Below are 3,515 nucleotides of genomic sequence, written 5' to 3' on the forward strand. Positions count from 1 at the left end.
GTATTACTATTCAGTGCCATGACCTGCCTAGCCTGCGTAACCCCTCTCCCCGACCGCGCCGGAACTGGCCGTAAGCAGCAGAATTGCGACTCGACCTGCCGGAGCGCAGGGCGCAGGCAGCGCCAGTCCGTCAATCAAAACTTGACACCCCCCTCCCCCGCCGGAACACTCGGCGCCGTCAAGGCCGCGCACCACCGGGTCCTCCAGTCCCAGGAACTCCTGCGCGACGCGGTCGAAGAGGCCCGCGGCGAGGGGCGCACGTGGCAGGAGATCGGAGAGGTCTTGGGCACCAGCAGGCAGGCGGCGTTCCAGCGGTTCGGGCGGCCGGTCGACCCGGTCACCGGGCAGCCGGACGTCGGGCTGGCGGGCGCCTCGGACCTCGCCCTCGTGCTGCTCGGCGAGTGCGTCGCGGGTCGGTTCGACCGGATGCGGGACGGGTTCGACCGGGACATGCGGCGTGAGCTGGGGCCGGGGCGGCTGGCCACGGTGTGGGCCCGCGTGGTCGGCAGCGTCGGGCGGTTCGAGCGGTTCGGGGAGCCCGTCCAGCACGTCGCCGGCGACATCACCGTGGTCAACGTCCTGCTGGGGTTCGAGGCGGGCCAGGTGACGGCCACCGTCAGCTTCGACCGCGAGGGCGAGGTGGCCGGGTTGTTCTTCCGGCCCGCCTGACCCTCGGAGGAAGGAACCATGATCCGTCGTCTCCTCAGCGCGGGCACCGCGATCGCGCTGCTGCTCTCGCTCGCCGCGGCTCCGGCCGCGGCGGCGCCACCGTCCACTCCGGACAGCCAGTTCGCCTGGCTGCTCGACGCCTCCGCGCGCGTCCCGGTCCCCGCCGACGAGGTGGCCGCGCACCTGGAGGCCACGACGCTGACCGCGATCGGCGGCGTGGACGGGTTCAACCGGACCCTCGAATCGCTGGGCGCGCTCACCGCCGGGGTCGTGGTGGCGCGGACCCCGACCGAGCTGCGGCAGGTCGTCGGCAGCGCGGTCGGCGACCTGCTCGGCACGATCACGGTCGACGGGGCCGGGTTGGTCGTGGGGCTGCGGTTCGCGCCGCACCTGCCCGCGCCCACCTCCGTGGAGCAGGTCGACGCCGCGCTGACCTCGCGGGCGCCGCGCGTCTCGTTCGCCGCCGCCACGATCACGCCCGAGGGGTGCGTTCCCGCGCACGGCCTGAACGAGCGCACCGCGCGACCGCTCGGCTCCGCCTTCAAGCTCTACGTCCTCGGCGCGCTCGCCCGCGAGGTCAAGGCCGGGCGGCTGTCCTGGGACACCGGGCTGCCGCTGCGCGAGCGGTGGAAGTCGTTCCCGTCCGGCGTCCTGCAGGACCAGCCGGACGGCACGGTGCTCACCCTCGCCCAGCACGCCGAGCACATGATCTCCATCAGCGACAACACCGCCACCGACCACCTGATCCACCTGCTCGGGCGCGGCGAGGTGCAGCGGCAGTTCGCCCGGTTCGGCAACACCGCCCCGAACTCGCCGATGCCCACCACCCGCGAGCTGCTCACGCTCAAGGGCTTCCAGTACCCGGCGGCGGCGACGGTGTACACCGCGCTGCCCCAGCGGCTCCGCGAGGCCGCGCTGAACGCGGTGGGCCGGGTGCCCAGGACCGCCGTGCAGCCGTGGACCGAGCCCAGGAAGATCGACCAGCTGGAGTGGTTCGGCTCGCCGCTGGACATGTGCTCCGCGATGGCCGGGCTGTGGGAGGACCACGACCCGCAGCTGGCCGAGGCCATGTCGATCAACGACGGCGGGATCGCGCTGCCGTCGGCGCGGTTCCCGACCGTCTGGTTCAAGGGCGGGTCCGAACCGGGCGTGCTGACGCTGAGCTACCTGGCGCAGCGGGACGACGGGACGCTGCTCACGGCCAGCGCGATGCTGTCCGACCCGGAGAACGCGCTCGACGAGGCGACCGCGGCGGCGCAGGTGCTCGCGGTGCTGCGCGGAGCGCTCCAGCTCGTGTGACCGGGCAGCGGTGAGGGAGAGCGGGCCGCACGAGCGGTGCGGCCCGCTCTCCCGTCAGCGGACCGGTCCCGTCACCGGGCCGGTTCGGTTGCGCCGGGCAGGCCAGGTCGCCGGTCGGGCGCTCGCCCCTGGCCAGGAACGCGGTCACCGCGCCGTTCGCGCACTCGTTGGCGCCGAACAGGTACGTCTCGTGCCCGCCCTGGTCGGCGGTCACCAGCACGGCGCGCCCGCCGAGCGCCCCCCGCATCTCCCGCGCACCGGCCAGCGGCGTGCCGGGATCGCGCTCGTTCTGGGAGATCAGCACGTTCGCCGGTCCCCTGCCGGTGACCCGGACCGGGCCCTCGACCCGCTCCCTGGGCCAGAACGCGCACGGGTTGACGCTCGCGGTCGAGCCGCCGAGCATCGGGTGGCGGACCCGGTCCACGGCCGCGTTGCGCTGGCAGGTCCTGACCGACGACGGCCAGCGGGTGTCGCCGCAGACCACGGGGAAGCGGGCCGCCATCAGGTTCTCGACGCCCTCGACCGGCGGGTCCTCGGGCAGCGGTCGGTCGGATTCCAGCGCCTGCCAGGCCTCGGGGGTCCCGGTAGTCCAGCGGGACCTTGACCCGCGCGCACTCCAGGACCGCGGGGACGGGGTGTTCGCACGGGCCCCAGCGCACCGGGGGCGGGGAGGTGTCCGGCGCGGCGGACGCGGTGGGGGTGGCCACGGCCGCCAGCGCGGTGATCACGACGGCCGGGGAAAGGGTTCTGCGCATGGGGAAAGCGTTTCCCGGCAGGGGTGCCCGGCGCATCGGTCGGGCGGTTCGGGCGACGATCACCGGGTGGGCGCGGCGCGGCCGGGCGGGTGGCAGCACGCGTGGCGGGTGGCGGTGGTCGGGGTGGCGGGCGCGCCGTTCTGGCTGATCACCGGCACCCTGCTGCCCGAGGGGGCGGAGCGCGGCTGGTTCCTGGTCGGCGACCCGCTGGTGGGGCTGCTGTGCCTGGTCCTGGCGCTGTGGCGGCGCAGGTTGCCGCTCGCGGTGGCCGTGCCGACCTCGATCGGCACGGGCGCGTCGATGCTCGCGGGCGGGGCGGCGCTGCTCGCGCTGTGCTCGCTGGCGACCCGGCGCGGACCACCGAGCGGAACCGGATCGCCCGCGAGATGCACGACGTGCTGGCGCGCCGGATCTCGCTGGTGGCCATGCAGGCCGCGGTGCTGGGGCACCGCGCGGACCTGCGCGCGGAGGACGGGGCCGAGCTGGCGCGGGACATCGCCGAGGGGTCGCGGCAGGCGCTGGAGGAGCTGCGGGACGTGCTGGGCGTGCTGCGGGCCTGCCCAGGGGGCGACCTCGGCCCGGCGCGCGCGCCGTCGCTGGAGCGGGTGCCGGAGCTGGTGGTGGTGGCGGAGGCGGCGGACGGGGACGCGGCGGTGGCGCGGGAGCGGCCGGACGTGGTGCTGGTGGACGCGCGGATGCCGGGCCGCGACGGGCTGAGCGCGACGGCGGAGGTCCTGACCCGCCCCGACCCGCCCGCCGTGCTGGTGCTGACGACGTTCGACTCGGACGAGC

The 3,515-nt window shown here is 75.2% G+C and carries 5 protein-coding genes; 3 read left to right on the forward strand and 2 right to left on the reverse strand.

Features of this window, described 5'->3' with window-relative positions:
• The first annotated feature begins 141 nt into the window (after nucleotides 1-141).
• A complete protein-coding gene (locus ACTUAL_RS03605) occupies nucleotides 142-669 on the forward strand; it encodes a DUF3887 domain-containing protein (protein WP_440899257.1) in 528 nt (175 codons plus the stop codon).
• A gap of 18 nt (nucleotides 670-687) precedes the next feature.
• Complete coding sequence (locus ACTUAL_RS03610) at nucleotides 688-1,968, forward strand: serine hydrolase (RefSeq protein ID WP_440899258.1); 1,281 nt, start codon at nucleotides 688-690, stop codon at nucleotides 1,966-1,968.
• Here the strand turns inward: ACTUAL_RS03610 and ACTUAL_RS03615 are convergent.
• Nucleotides 1,865-2,470 carry an alpha/beta hydrolase gene (locus ACTUAL_RS03615; protein WP_440899259.1) on the reverse strand — a complete coding sequence of 202 codons (606 nt, stop codon included), beginning with the start codon at nucleotides 2,468-2,470 and terminating at the stop codon, nucleotides 1,865-1,867. The genes ACTUAL_RS03610 and ACTUAL_RS03615 overlap by 104 nt on opposite strands.
• Nucleotides 2,471-2,782: 312 nt before the next feature.
• On the reverse strand, nucleotides 2,783-3,013 hold the full coding sequence (locus ACTUAL_RS03620; protein ID WP_440899260.1) for a hypothetical protein: 231 nt from the start codon (nucleotides 3,011-3,013) through the stop codon (nucleotides 2,783-2,785).
• A 42-nt stretch (nucleotides 3,014-3,055) separates the two neighbouring features.
• Here ACTUAL_RS03620 and ACTUAL_RS03625 point away from each other — a divergent pair.
• Nucleotides 3,056-3,515 (forward strand): histidine kinase (locus ACTUAL_RS03625; RefSeq protein ID WP_440899261.1); only part of this gene is annotated, 460 nt, incomplete at its 3' end.

The sequence above is a fragment of the Actinosynnema sp. genome, from assembly GCF_052038725.1.